General features: G+C 66.4%; 15 protein-coding genes and 1 tRNA gene. 7 read left to right on the top strand and 9 right to left on the bottom strand.

Going from position 1 to position 21140, the window contains the following annotated elements; translation table 11 throughout:
• A partial coding sequence (locus AC1D1Y_RS21350) for a beta strand repeat-containing protein (RefSeq protein WP_477684113.1) occupies nucleotides 1–3700 on the bottom strand: 3700 nt, incomplete at its 3' end.
• Nucleotides 3701–3917: 217 nt separating this feature from the next.
• On the opposite strand from AC1D1Y_RS21350, the gene AC1D1Y_RS21345 reads away from it, so the two are divergent.
• From AC1D1Y_RS21345 to AC1D1Y_RS21335, 3 genes are all read left to right on the top strand, one after another.
• The gene (locus tag AC1D1Y_RS21345; RefSeq protein ID WP_477684112.1) at nucleotides 3918–4625 is read left to right on the top strand and encodes a response regulator transcription factor; all 708 of its coding nucleotides are present in this window, start codon (nucleotides 3918–3920) and stop codon (nucleotides 4623–4625) included.
• 76 nt (nucleotides 4626–4701) lie between these two features.
• Complete coding sequence (locus tag AC1D1Y_RS21340; protein WP_477684111.1) at nucleotides 4702–6375, top strand: FecR family protein; 1674 nt, start codon at nucleotides 4702–4704, stop codon at nucleotides 6373–6375.
• A 6-nt stretch (nucleotides 6376–6381) separates the two neighbouring features.
• Complete coding sequence (locus AC1D1Y_RS21335) at nucleotides 6382–8319, top strand: CHASE2 domain-containing protein (RefSeq protein WP_477684110.1); 1938 nt, start codon at nucleotides 6382–6384, stop codon at nucleotides 8317–8319.
• 25 nt (nucleotides 8320–8344) lie between these two features.
• Here AC1D1Y_RS21335 and AC1D1Y_RS21330 read toward each other — a convergent pair whose 3' ends face one another.
• Both AC1D1Y_RS21330 and AC1D1Y_RS21325 read right to left on the bottom strand, forming a co-directional pair.
• Nucleotides 8345–9784: an N-acyl-D-amino-acid deacylase family protein gene (locus AC1D1Y_RS21330; RefSeq protein ID WP_477684109.1), complete on the bottom strand. Its 1440-nt coding sequence runs from the start codon at nucleotides 9782–9784 to the stop codon at nucleotides 8345–8347.
• A gap of 6 nt (nucleotides 9785–9790) precedes the next feature.
• Nucleotides 9791–10771: a Bug family tripartite tricarboxylate transporter substrate binding protein gene (locus AC1D1Y_RS21325; protein WP_477684108.1), complete on the bottom strand. Its 981-nt coding sequence runs from the start codon at nucleotides 10769–10771 to the stop codon at nucleotides 9791–9793.
• A 106-nt stretch (nucleotides 10772–10877) separates the two neighbouring features.
• Here AC1D1Y_RS21325 and AC1D1Y_RS21320 point away from each other — a divergent pair, with 106 nt between their 5' ends.
• Complete coding sequence (locus tag AC1D1Y_RS21320; protein ID WP_477684107.1) at nucleotides 10878–11765, top strand: LysR substrate-binding domain-containing protein; 888 nt, start codon at nucleotides 10878–10880, stop codon at nucleotides 11763–11765.
• 436 nt (nucleotides 11766–12201) lie between these two features.
• Here AC1D1Y_RS21320 and AC1D1Y_RS21315 read toward each other — a convergent pair whose 3' ends face one another.
• From AC1D1Y_RS21315 to AC1D1Y_RS21290, 6 genes are all read right to left on the bottom strand, one after another.
• Nucleotides 12202–14535 (bottom strand): hypothetical protein, encoded by a 2334-nt coding sequence (locus AC1D1Y_RS21315; RefSeq protein WP_477684106.1) that lies wholly within the window; start codon nucleotides 14533–14535, stop codon nucleotides 12202–12204.
• 19 nt (nucleotides 14536–14554) lie between these two features.
• Nucleotides 14555–14626: transfer RNA gene (locus AC1D1Y_RS21310), tRNA-Thr, on the bottom strand.
• Between the two features lie 134 nt (nucleotides 14627–14760).
• Nucleotides 14761–15708 carry a M14 family metallopeptidase gene (locus AC1D1Y_RS21305; RefSeq protein ID WP_477684105.1) on the bottom strand — a complete coding sequence of 316 codons (948 nt, stop codon included), beginning with the start codon at nucleotides 15706–15708 and terminating at the stop codon, nucleotides 14761–14763.
• Between the two features lie 139 nt (nucleotides 15709–15847).
• Nucleotides 15848–16930: an asparaginase gene (locus tag AC1D1Y_RS21300; RefSeq protein ID WP_477684104.1), complete on the bottom strand. Its 1083-nt coding sequence runs from the start codon at nucleotides 16928–16930 to the stop codon at nucleotides 15848–15850.
• Between the two features lie 83 nt (nucleotides 16931–17013).
• Complete coding sequence (locus tag AC1D1Y_RS21295) at nucleotides 17014–18039, bottom strand: Bug family tripartite tricarboxylate transporter substrate binding protein (RefSeq protein ID WP_477684103.1); 1026 nt, start codon at nucleotides 18037–18039, stop codon at nucleotides 17014–17016.
• 91 nt (nucleotides 18040–18130) lie between these two features.
• On the bottom strand, nucleotides 18131–19024 hold the full coding sequence (locus AC1D1Y_RS21290) for a LysR substrate-binding domain-containing protein (protein ID WP_477684102.1): 894 nt from the start codon (nucleotides 19022–19024) through the stop codon (nucleotides 18131–18133).
• A 282-nt stretch (nucleotides 19025–19306) separates the two neighbouring features.
• Here AC1D1Y_RS21290 and AC1D1Y_RS21285 point away from each other — a divergent pair, with 282 nt between their 5' ends.
• From AC1D1Y_RS21285 to AC1D1Y_RS21275, 3 genes are read left to right on the top strand one after another with little or no spacing between them, the layout of a single operon-like run.
• Nucleotides 19307–20104, top strand: coding sequence for a beta-ketoacyl synthase chain length factor (locus AC1D1Y_RS21285; protein ID WP_477684101.1), 798 nt, complete (start codon nucleotides 19307–19309; stop codon nucleotides 20102–20104).
• Nucleotides 20097–20888, top strand: coding sequence for a lysophospholipid acyltransferase family protein (locus AC1D1Y_RS21280; protein ID WP_477684100.1), 792 nt, complete (start codon nucleotides 20097–20099; stop codon nucleotides 20886–20888). The genes AC1D1Y_RS21285 and AC1D1Y_RS21280 overlap by 8 nt, the downstream gene beginning before the upstream one ends.
• Entirely contained in the window at nucleotides 20863–21135 is a 273-nt protein-coding gene (locus AC1D1Y_RS21275; RefSeq protein ID WP_477653091.1) for a phosphopantetheine-binding protein, read from the top strand. Before AC1D1Y_RS21280 ends, AC1D1Y_RS21275 begins: the two co-directional genes overlap by 26 nt.
• The last annotated feature ends 5 nt before the right edge of the window (nucleotides 21136–21140 follow it).

The following is a 21140-nucleotide window of genomic DNA, read 5'->3' as shown; positions in this document are numbered from 1 at the left end:
CCGCGGGCGTGGGCGCCACCACCAAGCCCGCGGGCAAGGCGTCGGTCAGGGTCAGGCCGGTCAGGGCGGTGTTGTTCGGGTTGTCAAAACGCAGGGTCAGCACGGCCGGCGCGCCGGGCGCCTTGCTGTCTGAGCCGGTCGTGAAGCCGACCGGGTTGCCGGCGTCCAGGGTGCGGGCGCTGAAGGCCTTGTGCACCACGACCGGCGATTTCGCGCGCAGCGTGTCGCTGGTGGGCTGCGTGTTCGACAGCGGGTTGCCGCCGGCGCTGGCGGTCAGCGCGTTGGTGGGAATGGTGTTGACGTAATCGCCCTGGGCCGCGACGAGCACGTCGATTTCAGCCTGGCAGGTCGCCGGCACGTTGCCGGCCGCGGCGGGGATGGTGCCGCCGGAAACCTGCACGCTGTTGGCCGTCGAGGACACCGTCGCGCCCTGGCAGGTCGTTGTCGGGTTGGCGCCGCTGGGCACGGTCACGCCGGCCGGCAGGGTGTCGGTGACGGCAAGGTTGCTGACGGGCTGCGACAGCGGGTTGTAAAAGGTGATGCGCAAACGCGAGCGCGCGCCGGGCTTGACCACGTTCGGCGTGAACTGCTTGACCAGGCCGATGTTGGTGCTGATGGCCAGGCTGGTGGTCGCCGGGTTGGCGTTGCTGAGGTTCTGGTCCGTCGCGATGGCGCCGGCCGGAATGGTGTTGGTATTGCCGCCGGTCACGGTGGAAGTCACGTTGACGCTGAGCTGGCAGCTGGCGTTGGCCGCGAGCACGACACCGTCCAGGCTGACCAGGCGCGTGTTCGCCACCGCGGTCACCACGCCGCCGGGGCAGGTCGTGGCGGGCGCGGGATTCGGCGTCAGCACCCAGCCGTTATTGGTGCCGCCCGCCGTGCCGCCCACGGTGAAGTAGTCGGTGAAGCGCAGGTTGGTGACCGCCTGCGTGCCGTTGGCGATGTTGATCGTGAGGCGGCTGGGCTCGCCCGGAAAGGTCAACGAGCTGATGGACGTGGCCTTGCTGACCGCGATGCCGGTGGGCGGGGTGAACAGCAGGGTGCCGCTGACCGGGGCGACGTTGCGCACACCGCCGTCGGCCAGGATGGAATCGGGCGGGATGGTGTTGACCCAGTTGGCCGCGCCGGTGGCGACCACGTCGAACAGGAAGGCGCAATTGCCGCTGCCCGCGATGCTGGCGCCCGTGAGGGAAATGCTGCCGGCGCCGGCGGCGCCGGTGATGGCCGTGGGGCCGGCGCAGGTCGTCTGCCCGTTCGGCGGATTGGCCAGCACCATGCCCGCAGGCAGGGGGTCGGTCACGCTCACATTGGTCAGGGCCAGCGCGCTGGAATTCAGCAGCTGCACCGTGACGGTGGACTTGCCGCCCGAGGAAACGTTGGCCGGGTTGAAGCTCTTGGCCGCGCTCAGCGCCGAGGTGTAGGTCAGCGTCGCGGTATTGGTGGTCACGGGGACCAGCGCCTGCGTGCTGCCGTTGCCGAAGGTCTGCGTGCCGCCCACGGTGGCGGTGTTCGGGTAGACGCCGGCCGGGCCGACGACGTCGACCTGCAGCACGCAGCTGCCGTCGGCGCCGAGGCCGTTGCCGGCGCGCGCGGGCACGGTGCCGCCGTTCAGTCCCACCGAGGTGGAACCGGCGACCGCGGTGATGACCGGGCTGCCGCAGGTGCTGGCCGCATTCGCCGGGTTGGCGATGCGCAACTGCCCGCCCCCGCTGTTGGCCAGCTGCAGCGTGTCGGAAATCGAAACGTTGGTCAGCGGGTTCGCCGACTTGTTCGTCAGCGTGATGGTCATGCGGACGATGGTGCCTTCGGCAAAGGTGCTGACGCCGGGGGACGACTGGGCGAATGCCTTGGTGGCCGCCATCACGGCGGCATTGGTCACGACGCTGGTCGAGTTGGAAGCGCCGCCGTTGCAGGTGGCGCCGGCGTTGTAGCAGACACCGCCGGGCGCGATGGTGTTGCCCGAGGAAGCCACCGCCGTGCTGGAGGCCATGGCCCACATGGTGATGACGCAGGCGCCGGGCACGCTGGGGCTGGCGCGGGCCGGCACGGTGTCCACCGTGAACACCGCCGTGGCGCTGCCGAGGGCGCTCGCGGAATTGACGTTGCCGCAGCCGGCGCTCACGGTCGGCGTGTAGTTGATGCCGCCTATGGTGCCGGTCAGAAAGGTCTGGCCGTTGCTGAAGTTGTCGGTCACCGTCAGGTTGCTGATCGCACCGGCGCCGTAGTTCTGCACCGTGAGCTGGTACTGGACCGGGTTGCCGGGCGCGACGGGGCTGGCCGGCAGCGCCGACTTGAGGACGCGCAAGTCGTCAGCGACCAGGATGGTGGCCGAAGCGCTCTGGCTCTTGATGGCCGCGTTGCCGACGTCGACCGCGCCTTGCGGGATGTTGTTGGTGTAGGTCACCGGAACGCCCGAGGCCTGGACAAAGCCGGTGTAGTTGACGGTGACCGTGCAGCTGCCGTTCGCGGGAATGGTGCCGCCGGTCAGCCTGACGCCTTTGTTGCTGTCGATGGCGGCGGCCGCGCCGCCGGCGCAAGTGGTGGACGCCGAGGTGACGTTCAGGCCGGTCGCCGGGTTGACGCCGCCCAGGCCGTCGATCGGGCTGTCGTCGAAGGTCGTGACGTTGAGCGGCGTGTTGCCGCTGTTGGTCAGCGTGATGGTGAGGCTGCCGGCGGAACCGCTGGACAGCGAGGTGCCGGAAAACGCCTTGGCCACGCTGAGCGGCGACCTCACGGTGATGTTGGCCTGCGCGTTGGCCTGCGCCGGAATGCCCAGCGCATTGCTGAAGTCGCTGCTGCGGTTGATCAGGTTGCTCTGGGCGTTGGTGGTGTACTGGCCGTTGGTCTGCGACGCTTCCACGGCGACCACAAACGTGCAGCTACCGTTGGCGGGAATGTYGCCCGTGCCGGTGACGCTGGTGGCGCCTGCCGCCGGCGCCGGGTTGAACGCGGGCGCGGGCCCGCTGGTGCAGCTGGCGCTGGCGCCGGGTGCGGCCGCGACCTTGATGATGGCGCTGCCGCCCAGTTGCGGGAAGTTGTCGGTGATGCTGAAGCCTTCGATCGCCACCGGGTTCGGGTTGGTCAGCGTGATGGTCAGGTTGGTTGTCGCGCCTCCGAGCACTACGGTGGAACTGCCGAAGCCCTTGGAAATCTGCGGCTGCTGCAGCGCCCGCACATTGAAGGTCTGCGAGACGTCCCCGCTGTTGCTGCCGGCGCTGCTGGTCACTGCCGCATTGAGGATTTGGTAGGCATAGGAGGTCGCGTTGCCGGTCGAGGTGCCGGCGGTGACCGGAATGTCGATCACGCACTGTCCGTCGATTCCCCCGGCGGCGGCCGGAATGCTGCCGCCCGTGAGGTCCAGCGCCTGCGTTCCGAGTGCCGCCGTGAATGCACCGCCGCAACCGTTGGTGACCGCGCCGGCCACCTTGAGGCCGTTGGGCAACAGGCCCGGCAGGCTGTTGCTGAAAGCCACATTGGTCGCCGCAACCGGGTCGCTGTTCGACAGCGCGATGCGCAATATCGCGGTTTCACCCGGGTAAATACCCTGTGCCGGAATCACGGCCGTGACCGAGGCGGTCAGGGCAAAAGCGGCCGCCGGCAGTAGCCCCAAACCGAGCAAAACGGACCCCGGACGGATCCAGGAGGCCGGGGTCGGCAGCTTGCCCAGGTGTTTCGCGCAGCGTCGGAATAGTTCGAGCATAGTTGTGACAGGAGGTAAAAGGTACTAGCGCGGCGGATGATAGGAGGCCTGTCACAAACAGAGGGTAAATCCTTGTTTACACTTACTAATTACCAACACTCGAGGCGAATAGGGGTGGGCAGACAGTTGTCAGACCACTAAACTCGTAAGTCCTTAGACCCCCTAAATATGTAACTGAAAGTAGCAATCCGGCTTAAACCCCGGCACCTGAATTCGTATGCCTCACACTTCCGCGCCCCGAATCGCCTACCTGGAAGACGAGCCTGAAACCGCCGAAGCAATCTGTGGATGGATAAGGGAAGCAGGCCTGGCGGTGGATCTGTTCAGCCGCGGCGCCGACTGCGCGCGGGCCGTGGAAAGAGGGCAGTACGCGGCCTGCCTGCTGGACTGGCTGGTGCCGGACATGTCGGGGCCCGAGGTGCTGGCAAGGCTGCGGCTGCAGCTCAAGGACGCCTGCCCGCCGGTGATTTTTCTGACGGCGCGCGACAGCGAGGACGACGTGGTGCAGATGCTGTCGGCCGGCGCGGTCGACTACCTGGTCAAACCGGTTTCCCGGCCCATCCTGCTGGCGCGGCTCAATGTCGTGCTGCACCGCTCGGGCTTGCAACAAGAAACTCGGCGCCGCGCCTGGGGACAGCTGGAAGTGGACTTCAGCACCCGGCAATTCTTTGTGGAAGGCCGGCGCGTAGAGCTGACCGAGCTGGAAACCGATTTCGCCCTGCATCTGCTGCAGAACGTGGGGCGCCTGCTGACGCGCTCCCACCTGCTGCTGACGGTCTGGGGGCACAACACCGACGTGGAGTCGCGCAAGGTCGACGTGCAGGCCAGCGCCCTGCGCAGAAAGCTCAAACTGTCTCCCGAATCGGGCTGGCGCCTGGTGTCGGTCTACGGCCAGGGCTACCGTCTCGAGTGGCTGCATGACTGAGGTCCACTCACCCTCCTCCCGCAAGTTCGAGCCAGGCCACCGCCCTGCCGGGCCGGCATGTTCCGGAAGCCTTCCCATGTACAAAAAAATTGCCGCCGGCGGGCTTCTGTCGCTTGGCATCGCCGCCTTCGCGCCGGCCCAGCCCCTGCCCGCCGCCGGCGCGCCCGACAAGGCTTCCGGCACGCCGGCCTGGCTTTACAGCGTGCGTCCCGGGGACACGCTGATCAGCCTGGGCCAGCGCCACCTGGTGGACCCGCAGCGCTGGGACGTGGTGCAGCGGCTCAACCGGATCGCCGACCCGCATCGCATTCCGCCCGGCACGGTGCTGCGCATTCCCTCCTCCATGCTGCGCAGCAGCCCCGGCCAGGCCACGTTAAAAACAGTGCACGGCAGCGTGCGCTGGCGCGAGCCCGAGGGCGCGTGGAAAAGCGCGTCCACGGGACAGGTCCTGTCGGTGGGGGCCGAGCTCCAGACCGAGGCCCTGGCCAGCGCCACGCTGGAGCTGGCCAACGGCACGCAGTTGCGCGTGCATCCGGGCTCGACGCTGGTGCTGGACACCCTCAGCCTGTATGCCAACGGCCTGATGGCCGACACGCGGGTCCGCCTGCTACAGGGCCAGACGGAAATCACCGACAACCCGGGACGCCGCACGCAGCAGAATTTGCGCGTGCTGACGCCCAGCGCCCAGGCGGTGGTGCGCGGCACGGTGTTCCGCGTCGGCGTGGAGGCCGGCCAGACGCGCGAGGAAACACTGGAAGGGTCCGTCGGCGTGGATGCCACCGGAAAAACCGTGGTGGTGGGCCCCGGCTTCGGCACTGTTGCGCGCCCGGGCGAAGCGCCCTTGCCGCCCCGCGCCCTGCCCCGCGCGCCCGACGTGTCGGCCCTGCCGCCGCGCCTGGAGCAACTGCCCCTGCGCTTTTCATTGCCTCCCGCGCGCGGCGAACAAGGCGCCGTCTTGTGGGGCCAGGTTTCCCAGGACAGCAGCTTTGACGCCATCCTCGCGGAGAGAAGCTCGGCGCCGGGCTCCGGCGTCCTGAGTTTTGCCGACCTGCCCAACGGCCGCTACATCCTGCGCGTGCGCGCCCTGGATGCACTGGGCCTGCAGGGACTGGAAGCGCGGCACGGCTTCACCGTGGCCGCCCGCCCCTTCGCCCCCGCCCTGCAGGCGCCGGGCCGCGCCGCCACCGTGCGCTCGCCGCGCCCGGCGCTGCGCTGGACCAGCGCGGTGGATGCCGCGCGCTACCGGGTGCAGGCTTCGCAGTCGGAGAACTTCGCGCAACTGTTGCTGGACCAGCCCGTGCCGCAGACCGAGTGGCTGCCCGCGGACGACCTCCCCGAGGGCAAGCTGCACTGGCGCGTGGCCAGCATCACGGCGCAAGGCGAGCAGGGGCCATGGTCTCCCGCATCGTCTTTCAGCTACAAACCCGCGCCGGGGATGCCCGACCTGGGCCAGGCCGCCCTGCGCTACGAGGCCGACGCGCTGCTGCTGGACCTGCCCGCGCCGCCGCCGGATCATCACTACCGGGTCTCGGTGTCGGGCACGCCCGCCATGGCGCCCGAGGACCAGCAACAGGACTCCTTCGACGGCGCGATCCGCCTGCCCCGCCCCTCGGGCGGCGCGCATTTCCTCGGCGTCCGCCTGGTCGACAACCAGGACGGCACCGCCGGGCCACCCATGCTGCAGAAGATAGACGTGCCCTCGCGCCATCCTTATCTCTGGATGTTGGGCTTGCCGCTGTTGCTGCTGTAGGCCGGCATGCGAGACACTCCTCCGCCCCGCAGCGCGCACAGCCTGCGTGAACTCCTGGGCATGGGCCTGGTGCTGGCCGCACTGGCGCTGGGCATGAGCGCCAGCGGCTGGCTGGCGCGCATCGACCATTTTGTCTTCGACCTCTCGCAGCGGCTGGGCGCGCAGCCCGCGCCGTCCGGCGTGGTGATCGTGGCGATCGACCAGGCCAGCCTGCAGGAACTCGGCCGCTGGCCCTGGCCGCGCCGCGTCCACGCCGAATTGCTGCAGCAGATATGCCGGGCCTCGCCGAAAGCCGTGGCGATGGACATCGCCTTCAACGAGACCGGCGACGACCCCGCCGGCAACCTGGCCCTGGCCAAGGCCATGCGCGCCTGCGGCAATGTGACGCTGCCGGTCGTGATGGAAAGCGCCCGCCAGGGCGGCCAGTTGCTGGAGTCGCCGCCCATCCCGTTGCTGGCGCGGTCCGCCGCCGGCCTGGGGCGCGTGAGCGTGCGCCTGGACGACGACGGCGTGGCGCGCGGCGTTGACCTGTGGGAAGGCGTGGGCAGCGCCGACTGGCCCTTGCTGGCGCAAACCGCGCTGCAAGTCAGCGGCTGGCAGCCCCCGGCCGATGCCGCCTACCTGCCGCCCGGAAACGAGGCCAAGCCCGTCACTGAACAGGCGCCCACGCTGGTGCGGCGCGAGCCGCGCCTGCTGCGCTTTGCCGGCCCGCCGGGCACGATACCCACCGTCTCGGCGGCGGAACTCATGCGCCCCGGCGAACCGGCCCAGGCACTGCGCGGCAAGATCGTTTTCGTGGGCGCGACGGCGGCCGGCATGGGCGATATCCTGTCCACACCGGTCACCACCAACGGCGCCGCCATGCCGGGCGTGGAAGTGCTGGCCAACGTGCTGCTGAACCTGCGCGACGACCGCTTCATCGTGCCGCTGGGAAGGGCCTGGACGCTGGCACTGAGTGCCGCGCTGGCGCTGGTGCCGCTGCTGTGGGCGCTGCGCTTCATGCCATTGCCGGGCCTGCTGGTCAACACCGCATGGTTTGCGGCGCTGGTGGCCTTCAGCGTGGCCCTGCCCCTGGTGTCCGGGCGCTGGTTTGCACCCTCAGGCGCCCTGGTCGCCGCGATCGCGGCCTACCCCTTGTGGAGCTGGCGCCGCCTCGAAACGGCCAGGCGCTACCTGGACTGGCAGCTCCATCAATTGACCGGCGCGGCGGCGGACAGCCCTTTTCACCGGCTCAGGTTCGAGCAGCGCATCGACCACGTCAAGCAGGCGCAGCAGCGCTTTCACGACCTGCACAAGGAGCGCGAGGAGACCCTGGCTTTCCTGTCGCACGACATCCGCGTGCCCCTGGCCGCCGCCGTGCAGCAGCTGGGCGGCGGAACGCTGGACGAGACGCACCAGCACCGGCTTTTCCAGCAATTGCGCCGCGCGCACAAGCTGGCGCAATCCTTTCTGTCGATTGCCCGCGTGCAAAGTCTGGAGCAGAAGGACCTGCGCGAAATCGACCTCGGCAGCGTCGCGCACCAGGCCACCGATGCGGTCTACGAATCGGCGCAGGGAAAATCCGTGCGCCTGCTGCGCCACATCCCCGATGAGCCGGTGTGGATACGCGGCGACTTCCACCTGCTCGAGCGCGCGCTCGACAACCTGCTGCACAACGCCCTGCGCTTCTCGCCCGCGGGCGGCAGCGTCACCTTGACGCTGGCCCTGCAAGGCGGAAAGGCCGAACTGTCGGTGTCCGACCAGGGGCCCGGTGTCAGCGCGGAAATGCTGCCCCACCTGTTCGAACGCTTCAGCACGCAGAAAGCGGCGCAGCAGACGGCGCACGGCACCGGCCTGGGCCTTTACTTTGTGCACAGCGTGGCCGAGCGGCACGGCGGCCAGGCGGGTTATGAAGCCCTGGCGCCCACGGGTGCGCGTTTATGGATACGGCTTCCGCTGGTGTAGCGCTGCGGCGGTCATCCGGGCAGCCTCATGAAAACGCGCCCCGCCTTCGCAGCACCCGGCCGGCATCCACCCGGACACTGAGGCCGTCCCGGCAGGCGAGCTGGCCGTTGACAAAAACCGCATCGATTCCCGAACTGGTTTCGGTGGGCTGCTCGTAGCTGGCATTGGCGGCAACGCGGTGCTCATCAAAGACGACGATGTCCGCGTCGTTTCCGGCCGCCAGGATTCCCCGGCCGGCGAGGCCGAAGCGCCTTGCGCTGAGCCCCGTCATTTTGTAGATGGCGGTCTCGAGCGAAAACAGCTTTCTCTCGCGCACGTAATGCCCCAGCACGCGCGGGAAAGTTCCCCACAAACGCGGATGCGGGCGCACGTCATGCGCCAGGCCGTCCGAGCCGACCATGGCCATGGGATGGCTCAGGATGCGGCTGACGTCCTCCTCGCTCATGGCGAAGTAAATGGCCCCTGCCGGCTGCAAGGCCCGCGCCACCTCTTCCTCGGTCTGGTTTCTCTCGCGCGCGAGCTCTTTCAGGGAGCGGCCCGCAACACCGGGCTCGGGCTGGGACCAGGTCACGAGCACGTCGCTCGACTGCTTCACGCGGGACGGCAGCAGCATGGTGGACGAGGCGTTGTAGGGATAACAGTCAAAGCAGACCGATTGCCCTCGCGCCGCCTGCTCCAGCATCGCCAGGGTCTGCACGGAGCGGCCGTGGTTGGCCGTGCCGACCAACTTGTGATGGGAAATGACGGTGCCCACGCCCAGTTCGCGGCCTATGTGCAAGGCCTCGCGCAGCGCCTCGTCGATGGCGTCGCCTTCATCGCGGATGTGCATGGCCACCATGCCGCCGGCGGCCTTGAGTTGCGCGCCCACGGCAATCACCTCTTCGGCCGTGGCCGCTTTCGCGGGCGGATAGTACAAGCCCGTTGACAGGCCGATGGCGCCCGCGGCCAGCGCGCCTGCGAGTTCCGCCGCCATGCCCGCCGATTCCGCGAGGGTGGCGGGCCGGTCAAGGTCGGCCATGTGCTTGACCCGCAGCGTGGAGTGGCCCACCAGGCAGGCAACGTTGACGGCCAGCGGAGACTGGTCGAGCGCCTCCAGGTAGGCGGCGAAGCTCGGGTAGATCCAGCCGTCCGTTCCGAGGATGTCCAGCGGCGGCGGCGGATGGCGTGTCTGCAAGGGGGCCAGGCTCACGCCACAGTTGCCCGACACCACGGTCGTCACGCCCTGCGACAGCTTGGGATGCGCGCCGGTGGTGGGCAAGAGCAGCAGGCGGTCATCATGGGTGTGCACGTCGATAAAACCCGGCGCGACAATTCGCCCGTGCGCGCTGACCCGTTCGCGCGCTGGGGCGGCCGACAGGTCGCCGATGGCGAGAATTTTCCCCTGGGACATGCCGAGGTCGGCGCGCACCCGTGGGGCTCCCGTACCGTCAATAAGCTCTCCGCCCTCAATGATGGAATCGAACATGCGCGTTCAATCCACCTGGACGCCGGCGCGCTTGACGACCTCCGTCCACATCCGCGTCTCGCGCAGGGCGCGATCAAACAGCCGGTCGGGCGAGCCTATGGTGGTCTCGAAGGAAATGGCGGCATAGCGCTCATTGACCGCGGCGCTGCCCAGCACCTTGTTGATTTCCCCGTTGAGCCGCAACACGACCTCGCGCGGCGTGCCGGCCGGCGCGACAATGCCGCCCCAGGCCGTGGTTTCATAACCCTTGACGAACTCCCCGATGGTCGGCACCTCGGGAAACAGCGGGCTGCGCGCCCGGCCGGAAACGCCGAGCGCCTTGATGCGCCCGTTCTTGATGTGCGGCGCGATGGACGACAGGTTGTCGAACATCAGGTCGACCTGCCCGCCCATGAGGTCCTGGATGGCCTGCGGGCTGCCGCGGTAAGGCACGTGGGTCATGAAGGTGCCGGTCATGCTCTTGAACAGTTCGCCGCCCAGGTGGCCCGTGGTGCCGTTGCCGGGAGACGCCATGCTGAGTTTGCCGGGCCTGGATTTGGCCAGCGCGATCAACTCGGCCACGTTCTTGACTCCCAGGTCATTGCGGACGACGAGCGCATTCTGCACATAACCGAGCAGCGCCACGGGAACCAGCTGTTTGTCCGGGTCGTAGGGTAGCTTGGAGAAAAGCGATTTGTTGATCGCCAGCGTGCCCACATTGCCGTATCCCAGCGTGTACCCGTCGGGCGCCGCGCGCACGATTTCCTGCATGCCGATATTGCCGCTGGCGCCGGGCTTGTTGTCGATCACAAAAGGCTGGCCCAGGGCCTTCACCAACTCGCCGGTCAGGATGCGGCAGATGTTGTCGGGCGAGCCGCCCGCGGCGGATGGAACGATCAGGCGTATGGGCCGGTCGGGCCAGGCGGCGCGTGCCAGCAGGGGTGAGGAGGCCATCGCGACGGCCCCCAGCTTGAGGAGTGTTCGCCGCGTTGTCCGGTAGTCGGTCATGGAGGTCACCTTGGGAATCAGGAATGAGGAAACCGAATGATGCGTGGACAAACCTTCAGCTACAAACGACAATTTCTGCGTCTTCCATGCTTTTTTCTCATGCACCATGATGCTGCGCGCGCCCTCCACCATGTCCCTGGTCTGCCTTGAGGCCAGCGCGCGCCTGCGGTCTTTCACCGCCGCCGCGCAGGAGCTTCACCTGACGCAGGGCGCGGTCAGCCGCCAGATCATGGCGCTTGAAAGCCGCCTTGACGTCAAGCTCTTCGTGCGGCGGCGGGATGCGGTCGTGCTCACGGAAGCCGGCCGCTACTACCTGGACGAAGTCGGCCCCATTCTCCAGCGCCTCGAACGCGCGACGGCCAACGTGATGGCGCTCAAGGGGCGCGGGGGGTCGCTGGCCGTGTCGGTCGGCGCATCGCTGGGCAGCTATTGGCTGATTCCGCGCCTGCCGGACTTCACGCGCGCGCACAGCGAGATCACCCTGAATTTCGCCACGCGCGTGGGGTCGGTTGATTTCAAGAGCATGGCGGTGGATGCCTCGCTCGAGTTCGGCGACGGCAAGCGTGCCGGCCTGCACAACGATTTTGTCTTGCCCCTGGCGATGGCGCCTTATGCCGCACCGGCATGGATCGCCAAAAACGGCAAATCGCTGAGCTCCCGCACCCCGATGTCGGCGCTGGTGCACCACACGACCGTGCTGGACGCGTGGCGCAAATGGTTCGACCACGCCGGCATCGAAATAGGCACGGGCCAGGAGGGGCCGCGCTACGAGTTGATGTCCATGGCGCTGAATGCCGCGATAGCGGGCCTGGGAGCGGTGCTGCTGCCCGATTTCATGGCCAGCGATGCACTGGCGACCGGCCGTTTACGCCGGCTGTCGAAGAAACAATGGATTTCTCCTCGCGGCTACTACCTGGTGTATCCCGAGGAATCATCGAAGCTTGAGGCCCTCGCGGTGTTCCGTACCTGGCTGCTCGCACAGGCGCACGAATGAATGATGCCGCGCTACCTGCCTTGCAAGCCCGCGAATCAACAAAGCGCGTTCGTGACCTGACTGCCGCCGAGCTCGACGAGTTGAACTTCTGAATTCAAGCTCGCACCGACCGTGCCAATCATCTTCATCTAGACGGAATTTCTATGGTGGCCAAAGAACTGAAGCTAGCCCCAGCATCGCCTCGCGACACTCGACAACGCGCTGGGCAGGCACCCGGTGTTCTCGGTGAGCCGGACTCACCCGCGTTCAGGCACTTGGACGAAATCAGCACTGCGGATACACGCAAGCTGTTGCCTAGACACGCCGCACCCGAACACTTCTGGCCGCGGCAAGCCCACCAGGCTCGCCACCCCAAAGCCCTGGCGCCCACCGGTGCGCGTTTATGGATACGGCTTCCGCTGGTGTAGCACCGCGGTTTTTTCCAGGGTTTTGGCGGTCATGCGGGCGCGCTGCCCAACAGCCAATGGCGCTCCTTTGACCACCCCAGGAAACGATGGGGCCCCATGGCGTCCGCCGCCCGGCCTTCAGGCAGGCTGCTTTTCGACGCAGCCATGAGGCTCGTCAGCACGGGCCCAAACCGCGTCCTGAATTCAGGTGGCTGCGCTTCCAAATGGCTTTGCGCCCAAGACATGAAATCTTCGAGATCACTTTTGGGCAACAGAGCAAGAAAGACAATCATCTGGCGCCAGGCGTAAGCGGTGTTCTTGAGCATCAGCAGTTGCCCGTGCCATCCAGCGGATTTAACCTGCTGGCGTTTGCAGATCCATTTGAAGCAATCCATCGCCATCTGGCCCAGATGCTCCTGAAGCCCTTGCTTCAATCCGGGAACGGAGAACAGGGTCGCCAGATTCTGTGTTGTCAAAATCTGCTGCTGCTCGATGACCATCCCATTGGAGGCGGGGGCACGAGCCCCGGATGGAACACCGGCACGTTTGCGGCAGATTTCAGCGAACGCATCCGGCTCGCGAGCCCCTGAGGCCGGCTGAGACGTCCGTTGCGTTTTCTGCACCGCCCCCGGCAGTTGCTGCACAGCGCCGTAGTCGATGTCGTAGTAGATAGAGTAAAGCGTTCCGTCCAGCAGCCTGGCTGCCCATCTGGCTGCCTCGGCAAACTTTTCCGAAAACTCTCCCATAAAAATATCGGCTGCGAGTTCATCGACCAGCGGAAGGTCCATGTCGGCGCCTTTTGCAAGCGCCCGCAATTCTTTCAACAGTTTGTTCGGCAGGATTGCCTGTGGAAACGAAGTCAGTGCCAGCAAGCTGATTTCCTCCAGGGCCCGGCCTGAAAGGTCACTCCCGGACGAATCCGCACCACGAAAGCTTTCGATGGCGGCAATCCAGGGAAGCTCTTCGATCCTGACCTGGCTCTCCAGATTCAGCAGAAGGAGGGAACGGCGGCGGCGGAATGCCCGATAGACAGCAGCGTAAAGCCGACGCGACCTGGACTCACCCATGCCCATTGCACGAATCTCCGAGGTCATCTGCGGCAACAGCTGCGCGAGGACTTCACCGGAAGTGATCAACTCTCGTTGGGTCAAGGCCGCCACGGTTTCATTAAGGCATCGGTCAATCTTGCGGCGGATGGACTCGGGAATTCTTGTGCCCTCCGGAATCCCATGCTGGGAAGCCTCCTCGGCACTCACGCTTTCCAACAGATCTTCAACATCATCAAGACCCTTGTCGCCCGGGAATTTCCCCAAACGAGGCAAGACCACCTGGGCCATTCGGTCGAACGTGGGAGCGCGCACGTCCTCCGACTGCTTGCGCCGGATGTCGAGGCCTCGCGGCGATCCCGGGGCGCCTCGTTTCGCCACATGCCGGGCGAGGATCACACGGATGCGGCCGACTTCCTTGCCGCTAAGCGACGCGGGAGCCGTTGCGCTTCTCCCGAGAAACTGCCTCAGCTGGGCAAAATGCTCCCGCGGGTCGTCAGGCCGCGCGCACAAGGTATGCCTTAGCCTGAGCTCCGCATATTCTTCGAGCAATTCCATGACGCGCGCCGGCCAGTCCACTGGGTAATACTGGCAAGGCCAGTCTCCTTTGGCAGTCTCCAGGAACAGGGAAACCATCCGATCGCAAAACGGCCCCCAGACATTCACGGCCTCCCTTTGAAGCAGTATCTGTTTTTTCGGTTTGATCTTCCGGAGCTTGCCCAAGGTGGCCGACACGTCCTGCAGATGAACGCGAGGCCCTGTCGGATGAGCTTGCTCAAGAGGAATTGGGTAAAACCGCAAACGCCCGAAATAAGGTGCAATCTGGTCCAGCAGCTGACGTGCCTCCTGAACATGACCGTTCTCCACCAGCCAGGCAAGCACGAGGAGTGCACCTTCCTCAGGCACCTTGATGTCATAGCACCCGGATTCAAGCTGCCATCCCAGTTCCTGCAACCCTGCATCGGTCAGGAAGTAGGCATTCAAGGCACGGCGTTCCTGCCCCGCTGGAACGGAATCCAAGCGCTCAAGCAACGCTTTTTCGTGGTCTTGAAGCGCGCCGGCGGCAAGCAACTCACCTGTTGCAAAACCTCCTTTGACGACTTCCAGTGTGGCCCATGCAGGCACTTCCTTGATCGGTGTTCTGGAGCCGTAGTCCAATGCGCCGCCCACGATGTTCTGCAGCACCTTGGTCCACGCTGCGACCTTGTTCCTGGCGCCATCTTGTGTCTGGGCGCCTTCGCCGGTCTCCGCGGCAACCAGTGCTTTCGCGAGCTGGGAGCCCGCGTAATGAGGGTTAACGCTGGCTGCGCTCGCCACCTTCGAGTCGTTTTCTTTCATGCCCGCGCCAGCAATAGGGATCCGGAGGCTGGACTCGAACCAGCGCCCACTCGGTTACAAGCCGAGTGCTCTGCCACTGAGCTACCCCGGAAAAAAATTGATCTGCGTTCGCGAGAGGTCTTGAAAACCATGGGGCATCATAAGACAGCGCCAGGCAGCCTCCCGATTTGAAAATCCATCTCGCCTGTGGCCAAAAATGCTCAAGACGTCGGGATTGCGCCAGGCTCAGCCCCGCCGCCCCAGCCGCACCGTGGTCACCCCCGGCCGCAATTGCCGCAGCGAAGGCATGACCAGCACACAGTCGTCATAAGGCGTGAGCACTTCGCGCCCCGCATCGACGGCGATCATGGTGCCGGCTTTGGCAATGGTTTCGCCGCCGGTGTAGGGCTCTTTAAAACTGAAATCCATGGACGTCGCCACCACACGGTCGGTGACCACCACAGGCGCGGGCGGCTCCCGGTCCGGCAGCAGCCAGCCGATGGGCACTTCATTGCGGGCCAGCGCGCCGGCCTGCACCAGGAAACGCATGAGCGTGTCGCGCGCGGCGCTGACGGCGCGAGGGTCCCAATGCTGGCCCGCCTCCAGCAGCAGCGCGATGCGCCCGCCTTGCGCATCCGCGAATTCGCCGTAGTCGCGCATGCGCACGCCGTCGGCATGGCCGGCGTCGACGACCACTTGGCCCGCGGTGCGCAAGCCTTGCGCAAACGCGATGTTGCGCACCAGCGTGCCGGTGATCAGCAAGGGCACGCAGGGCTCGTGCATGGAATGCAGGTCCAGCAGATGCGTGGCGCGGTCCACAAAAGGCCGCAACTGGCGCGCGCGGTCCAACTCGGCGCTGCGGCGCGGCCCGTCAAGCACGTCGGCGGCCCAGACGCGGTTGAAGTCTTCGTCGATAAAACGCGAGGCGTCGGGCTGGGCCGCGTCAAAGCGTTCAAAGGCGGCGACATTGCAGAAGGCCAGCGTGACCCGGCCGCGCGCCGGTTGCCAGCCCGCGGTGAGCAGCTCGGCCAGCGCGATGGCGCCCGAGTACTCATTGCCGTGCACCAGCGCCGTAACCAATATCTCGGGGCCGGGCGCGGCGCCGCTTCGCTCGTGCACATGCGGCACACCGGTGGGCGAATTCGTCCAGCGCGCCAGCTTCGGCGGCAGGGTCAGGACCGGGTGGTGTTGCATCAGTTCGCCGCCCCGGCCATTGCCAATCCGCCCGCCGCGCAGGATTCAAGACAGGCATGAGCGCCTCTTTGTATGGCTCGCTGTCTATGGATATTCAACATGGACTTTTCTTCAATAAAACTGTTTCGGATGCCGATCATCAGTACTTCCAGAAGATCTTTTGCAGCTCCTTGGTGTCCCTGGTCTTCGTCAAGGCCAGGGCCATCAGGATTCGAGCCTTCTGGGGATTCTGGTCGTCGACAACAAGCCAGTCATTGGCGTCGTCCTTCACCGAGTTGTTCCGGATCACCACACCACTGCCGGTACGGCTTGCCCGAACGACAAACACCCCCTTGGCGCGGATCTCGTTCAGCGGGCCGGCGATGTATTCCGGAACACTTCCCCCGCCGAACCCGGCATGAATGACGGCCTTGGCCCCTGATGCGACAAGCGCGTCGTAAGCCGCACGGTTCATGTCCTGATAGCTGTAGGCAATGTCTACCTGCGGCAGGGCCTGTATCTTGTCGATGTCGAATTCACTCTGCACTGTATGCGGGCGAATCGGCGCACGGTAGAACCGGGCCTGGCCTTCGACCACAAGGCCTAGCGGCCCATAGGGGGACTTGAAGGTGTCAACCCTGGTGGCATTGGTTTTGGTGGCATCGCGAGCGCCGTGGATCTCGTCATTCATGACCACCAGAATTCCTTTTCCCGCCGCTTCCTTGCTCGCAGCGACCGCCACCGCGTTGTAGAGGTTGAGCGGCCCATCCGCGCTGAGCGCCGTACCGGGCCGCATGGACCCGAGCATCACGACCGGCTTGCTGCTTTTGACGGTGAGATTGAGAAAGTACGAGCTCTCTTCCAGGCTGTCGGTGCCGTGGGTGATCACGATACCGTCGACCTCCGGCGACTTTAGGAGTTCGGACACGCGGCGGGCAAGTTGAAGCAGGCGTTCGTTGGTGACGTTGTGCGAGCCGACCTGGAAAATCTGCTCGCCCTTGACCTTGGCAAGGTTCTGGATCTCCGGCACTGCCGCCATGATCTTGTCGACGGCGACCACGGCCGCCTGGTATGCGCCGGTGTTGGCGCTGGTGGCCCCGGCGCCGGCAATCGTGCCGCCGGTGGCAATGAGCACCAGGTTGGGTTTTTTCGCTTCCTGGGCCAGTGCTGAAGCCGAAAGGGCCATCGGCAACAGCAGGCCGCAGGCGATCCTGCGCAACATCGGTATGACGGATAAGTACATGGCAACTCCTCCAGTTTCGGGTTATAAAAATTTCGCAACGTCGCGCTGCGGCTGTGTCGAAAGGGTTGTGGCGGATCCCGCGTTCATGAAGCCGCGCCGGTGCTGACGGCCTTGTTGACGACGGCGCGCACACGCTGGGTTTCGGCGCGCACAAAAGCCGTGAGCGCCTGGGGTGTGCCGCCTTCATTCGAAATGCCGGCCTTCTGGAGTTTTTGCCAGACGGCTTCCTCGCGCAGGATGTCGTTGAGTTCGCGGTTGAGCCGTGCGACCATGGGCGCCGGCAGTTTCGCGGGGCCGAAAAGGCCGAACCAGACGTTCATGTCATAACCCTTGAGCCGGGGGTTCTCGGCCAGCGCGGGGATTTGCGGCGCGGCGCGCGAGCGTGTGGGCGTGGTGACGCCCAGCGGAACCATCCTGCCGGATTCAATGTGCGGCAGCGCGGAGGACAGCACCGAAACGCTGAACTCGATGTTGCCGCCCAGCAGGTCCTGCAGCTGCTGGCCCGCACCGCGATAAGGCACGTGGCGAAAGCTGGTGCCGGCCATCAGGTTGATGAGTTCGCCCGACACGTGCAGCGGCGTGCCTATGCCCGAAGAGGCAAAACTCAGCTGGTTGCGTTCGCGTTTGGATTTGGCGATGGCTTCTTCGATGGTCTTGACGCCGGTCTGGGTGTTGGTCACAAACACCATGGGCGTGATGCCTATCAGCCCCACCGGCGCCAGGTCGGTTTCGCCGTTGTACTTGATGGCGGCGTTGTAAAGCCTGGCGATGGACACCTCGCTGCCCGAACCCAGCAGCAGGGTGTAGCCGTCGGGGTTGGCGCTGACGACTTTCTGCGCGCCTATGGTGCCGCCGGCGCCGCCCACGTTTTCAATCACGACCGGCGTGCCCAGGCGTTTGGACAGCGGCTCGGCGATGATGCGCGCGACCAGGTCCACGCTGCCGCCTGCCGGGTAGCCCACCACCAGCGAAATCGGCTTGGCCGCGGGCCAGGCCTGGGCCTGCGCGGTGGAAAGTGCCGAAAAGGCCAGCAGCGCCAGCAAAGCGGACGCGGCCCTGCGCAGGGCGCGGGCCGGGCGGGGGCGGGAAAAGATGGAATGTGGGGGCATGACGACGGTCTCCTTGTTTAGTGGAGCCAGTCTAGGAAGCCGTCCCTGGGCGCCGCATGCGCATCACGCATGGGCGCATGCGCAAACTCGCTCAGGCCGTCGTCGCCGCCCAGATTCGCTGCACCAGTTCGTTGCGCGGGCTGCGGTTGCGGTACAGCCGTATCTCGAAGCGCACCGCCAGCGCCTGCGGGTCAGCCGCCACCAGCCGGCCGCTGCGCAGGTCCTCGCCGACCAGGCCGCGCGGCAGCCAGGCCAGGCCCACGCCCTGCAGGGCCTGCTCATGCAGGGATTCGGCGAAGTCGGACTCGGTCACGGTGTACAGGAAGAACTCACGCGCATCGCGGCTCAGCCCGTCCTGCAGGACCTGGCTGAGCGCCAGCGTGGGCGAATAACCGAGCACACGCGCCGGTTCGCGCGCGCTGCCGGGCAGGGCATGCAGCGCCTGCCCGTCGGGGCGCGGCGCGCTCACGGCCACCAGCTCTTCGGTGCCCAGGGTCAGGCCCTCGAAAGCCTGGTCGTCCAGGCGCATGGGCAGGCGCGGGTGCGTGAAGGACAGCAGGAAGTCGGCCGCGCCCTGCTCCAGCGCGGTGGCGCCTTCGTGGATGGAGCCGGTGAGTATGCGCAGGCGGAACTCGCCGGCGCCGCGCTTCACGCGCGCCAGCCAGGCGGGCACGGTGGTGCGCGACAGCGTGCGGCCAGTCGCCAAGGTGACCCAGTCAAGGCCGCCCTGCGCATGGCGTATGCGGGCGCGCACATCGCCCAGGCCGTCCACGGCGCGGCGCGCCACGGGCAGCAGCTCTTCCCCGGCGGCCGTGAGCGCCAGCGGCACGACGGCGCGGTYGACCAGGTCGGCGCCAGCCCAGAGCTCCAGCGCGCGCACGCGGCGCGAGAACTGCGGCTGGGTCACGTGGCGCAGCTCGGCGGCCCGCGAAAAGCTGCGTTCGCGTGCCAGGGCGATGAAGTCTTCCAGCCATTTATGGTCCACGGCAGCACCTTGTTGGGAAAATGAAACGATGGTATCGCCTGGGCCTGCGAAAAACGCCGCGGGTTTGGCTACTGGTTTTCCCCCAATTCGCTTCGATTTACCTCTGACGGAAGCCGCCAAACTGTGGGTAAAAGGCGTCAAGGCCCTGCTTGTGCGTGTGTAAAATCGTCCAAAACACAAGAGGGCCCCGTGTATGCGGGGCCACAAGGGGGGCCCGCTGCACGGTGAATGGTTTGTGATCGGCCCGGTCAGTCATTGAGGTCATCCACCCACGAGTCAGTTTTGCGCTTCGAATTCATCCTTCTTGAATGGTCGGCCTATGCCGACGGCCTCACCCGTCATGACGACTGGCTCCGGTGGGCCAAAGGCTTTCCCCAGCTTCCCCGGCCCCTGGTGGAGGCCGTGCCCCCGCTCACCGAAATGCCTGCCATGATGCGGCGCCGCGTCGACCGCCTGGGCCGCCTGGCCTGCCAGGTCGCCTACTGGTGCCAATCCCCCGCCGGCGCGCCCATGGTGTTCGCCTCGCGTTACGGCGATGCCACCCGCTCCCTGGCGCTGCTCGGTGACCTGGTGCTAGGGCAGCCGCTGTCGCCGGCCGGCTTCGGCCTCTCGGTGCACAACGCCGTCTCGGCCCTGTACTCCATCGCCCAGGGCCATACCGGCAATACCGTGGTGGTGGCGGGCGGCCGCGCCAGCGTCGCGGCGGCGCTGACCGAAGCCGCCGCCCTGCTGGCCGACGGCGCGCCCGAGGTGCTGGTGGTGTATTACGAAGCCCCGCTGCCGGACAGCTATGCCGGGTTTGAGGACGAGCCCGCCTGCGAATACGCCTGGGCCTGGCGCGTGGCCCGTCCGGGACATCCGGGACATCCGGACGAGGCCGATTCACCGGCACTAAGCCTGGAACTCTGTGAAGGTGAAGCCGACGGCATCGCCAATGCCGAGACCGCGGGCTGGCCCGCCGGCCTGGCCGTGTTGCGCCACCTGCTCCAGTCGATAGCCCCTGAGGAAACCGCCGCCCCCGCACCGCTGCTGCGCTATGACAGGGCCGGCACACGCTGGCGCTGGAGCGCCCATGCTTAGGCGCCTGAATTACGCCTGGCGCCTGTTCGCGACCGCGCTGAGCTTCAGCTGTTTCGGGCTGGGCGGCCTGCTGTTGTGGATCGTGGTATTTCCGGCGCTGTCGCTGTTCATCCGCGACCGCCGGCGCCTGTCGCTCGCGGCGCGCTGGGTCATCCACCAGTCCTTCCGCGCCTTCGTGGGCCTGATGCACCGGCTGGGCATCTTCAGCTACGAGACGCACGGCCTCGAAAAGCTCGATCGCCAGGGCCTGCTGGTGCTGGCCAACCACCCTTCGCTGATCGACGTGGTCTTCCTGATCTCCTTCATCGCCCGGGCCGACTGCGTCGTCAAGGCCGCACTGGCTGCCAACCCTTTCACGCGCGGACCGGTGCTGGCCGCGGGTTTTATCTGCAACAACGGCGGCCCGGCGATGGTCGAAGACAGCGTGGCCTCGCTGCGCGCGGGCAACAACCTGATCATCTTTCCCGAAGGCACGCGCACCCCGGTGAACGGCGCGCCCGGCAAGCTCCAGCGCGGCGCCTCCAATGTGGCGGTGCGCGGCAAGGTCGACGTGACGCCGGTGCTGATCCAGTGCAGTCCCTCCATGCTCGCCAAGGGCGTACCCTGGTGGCGGATCCCGGCGCGCCGCCCGCATTTCCGCATCGAGGTGCGCGACGACATGCCCATCGCTTCCCTGGTGGACAGCCGCGACAGCGAGGCCCTGGCCGCGCGCCGCCTGACCGAACACCTGGCCGACTATTTCACCACGGAGACACGCAGTGACCCAAGACACGCAAACGCTTGAGAGCGAGATCAAGGAGCTGATCATCAGCGCCCTGGCCCTCGAGGACCTGACGCCCGATGACATCGACGCCGCCGCGCCGCTGTTCGTCAAGGGACTGGGGCTGGACTCCATCGACGCCCTCGAACTGGGGCTGGCCCTGCAGCGGCGCTACGGCGTCAGCGTCTCGGCCGACTCCGAAGAGACACGCAACTATTTTTCCAGCGTGCAGGCGCTCGCGGCCTTCGTCGGCTCGCAGCGCACGCGTTGATTTCA

The sequence above is a fragment of the Polaromonas sp. P1_G1 genome (genome assembly GCF_056405595.1).
This window is presented reverse-complemented; position numbering and strand designations above follow the sequence as displayed.

Coding starts and splice junctions, on each gene's coding strand:
- AC1D1Y_RS21345 (WP_477684112.1), top strand. CDS start 3,918: ATGCCTCACACTTCCGCGCCCCGAATCGCCTACCTGGAAGACGAGCCT.
- AC1D1Y_RS21340 (WP_477684111.1), top strand. CDS start 4,702: ATGTACAAAAAAATTGCCGCCGGCGGGCTTCTGTCGCTTGGCATCGCC.
- AC1D1Y_RS21335 (WP_477684110.1), top strand. CDS start 6,382: ATGCGAGACACTCCTCCGCCCCGCAGCGCGCACAGCCTGCGTGAACTC.
- AC1D1Y_RS21330 (WP_477684109.1), bottom strand. CDS start 9,784: ATGTTCGATTCCATCATTGAGGGCGGAGAGCTTATTGACGGTACGGGA.
- AC1D1Y_RS21325 (WP_477684108.1), bottom strand. CDS start 10,771: ATGACCGACTACCGGACAACGCGGCGAACACTCCTCAAGCTGGGGGCC.
- AC1D1Y_RS21320 (WP_477684107.1), top strand. CDS start 10,878: ATGATGCTGCGCGCGCCCTCCACCATGTCCCTGGTCTGCCTTGAGGCC.
- AC1D1Y_RS21315 (WP_477684106.1), bottom strand. CDS start 14,535: ATGAAAGAAAACGACTCGAAGGTGGCGAGCGCAGCCAGCGTTAACCCT.
- AC1D1Y_RS21305 (WP_477684105.1), bottom strand. CDS start 15,708: ATGCAACACCACCCGGTCCTGACCCTGCCGCCGAAGCTGGCGCGCTGG.
- AC1D1Y_RS21300 (WP_477684104.1), bottom strand. CDS start 16,930: ATGTACTTATCCGTCATACCGATGTTGCGCAGGATCGCCTGCGGCCTG.
- AC1D1Y_RS21295 (WP_477684103.1), bottom strand. CDS start 18,039: ATGCCCCCACATTCCATCTTTTCCCGCCCCCGCCCGGCCCGCGCCCTG.
- AC1D1Y_RS21280 (WP_477684100.1), top strand. CDS start 20,097: ATGCTTAGGCGCCTGAATTACGCCTGGCGCCTGTTCGCGACCGCGCTG.